General features: G+C 68.0%; 2 protein-coding genes. Both read left to right on the top strand.

Going from position 1 to position 1,604, the window contains the following annotated elements:
* The first annotated feature begins 10 nt into the window (after positions 1-10).
* Positions 11-178 (top strand): CheW domain-containing protein, encoded by a 168-nt coding sequence (locus tag AC1D15_RS31250; RefSeq protein ID WP_477829095.1) that lies wholly within the window; start codon positions 11-13, stop codon positions 176-178.
* A 39-nt stretch (positions 179-217) separates the two neighbouring features.
* Positions 218-1,604, top strand: a 1,387-nt coding sequence (locus tag AC1D15_RS31245) for a methyl-accepting chemotaxis protein (protein ID WP_477829094.1), incomplete at its 3' end; no start/stop codon positions are given.

Below are 1,604 nucleotides of genomic sequence, written 5' to 3'. Positions count from 1 at the left end.
GGTCAGCGACGTGCTCGAACTCTCGCGCGACTCCATCAAGCCGGCCCCCGAGATGGCCTCCGCCGTCGACACCAGCTTCATCACCGGCATCTCCAGCGTCAACGACCGCATGCTCATCCTGATGGACATCGAGGAGCTGATGGCCAGCGCCGAGATGGGCCTGATCGACAGCCCCTGACGTTTCCCCGCATTCCTCTCTTCTCTCCCCAAGGATTTCATGAACACGGCGCTTGACAGCCGCGGCTCGGTCGCGCGCAAGGTTTCGATCATCGGGGCGCTGAGCCTGTCGGTGGTCCTGTTCGCGATCTGCGCCACGATGAGCCTGGTGGCCGCCGACCGCTCGCGCGAGCGCATCGTCACCTGGGTGGCCGACAAGACGCAGTCGGTCGCCGATTCGATCGACGCGTTCGACATGACCTCGCGCGTGCTGGTCGAGAAGTTCTTCGCCAACTTCAAGAACGAGTTCAAGCAGCCCTTCACGCTGGACGAGGCGAGCACCACGCTGAAGGTCGGCGACACGCCGCTGAACGGCAACTTCACGCAGGTGGACGAGTTCGCGCAGGGCAGCGGCGGCGTGGCCACCGTGTTCGCCCGCAAAGGCGACGACTTCCAGCGCATCACCACCTCGCTGAAGAAGGAAAACGGCGAGCGCGCCGTCGGCACGATGCTCGGCGCCAGCCATCCGGCGCATGCGCTGATGATGGCCGGCCAGACCTACACCGGCCGCGCGGTGCTGTTCGGCACGCCCTACATGACCCGCTACGAGCCGATCAAGGACGCGGGCGGCAAGGTCATCGGCATCCTGTTCATCGGCTTCGACACCTCCGCCTTCCAGGCGGCGATCGACAAGCTGGCGAGCGACATCCGCTTCTTCGACAGCGGCGGCGTCTACGTGATCGACCCGAAGAAGTCGCCTGAAGAGGCGGTCTTCGTCGTGCACCCGAGCGCCAAGGGCAAGAAGGTGCTGGAGGCCTACCCGGACGCCAAGGCGCTGCTGGCCCGCCTCGAGACCGCCCCCGGCGGCTGGGCGAAGGACGGCGGCGCGGTGCTCGAGACGAAACACGACGACCACTGGGCGGTGCTGCGCAAGGCCAAGGCCGGCAACCAGTGGGTGGTGTCGGAGGTGTCGGACGGCGAGGCGATGAAGACCCACTGGGCCACCATCGTGCCGTTCGCGACGCTGCTCGGCATCGCCGCGCTGCTGCTCGGCGGCGGGCTGTTCCTGATGATGCGCCGCTGGGTCGGCCGCCCGCTGCAGGAGCTGTCGCGCGCCGTCACGGTGCTGGCGGCCGGCGACCTGACGCAGCCCTGCCACAGCGAGCAGCGTGACGAGATCGGCGCGCTGATCCGCAACGTCGAAGGCATGCGCCAGCGCTTCCAGCAGATGATCGGCTCGGTGCGCAGCTCGGTCGACTCGATCACGACCGCCAGCAGCGAGATCGCGACCGGCAACCAGGACCTGAGCGCCCGCACCGAACAGACCGCATCGAACCTGCAGCGCGCGGCCTCGTCGATGGAGCAGATCACCGGCACCGTCAAGCAGAGCGCCGACTCGGCCCGCCAGGCCAACCAGCTGGCCTCGTCGGCCGCCGAGGTCGCGGCGC

It is taken from the genome of Rhizobacter sp. P2_H2 (assembly GCF_056403375.1).
The sequence above is the reverse complement of the archived record's forward strand: the minus strand, read 5'-3'. Positions and strand labels throughout refer to the sequence as shown.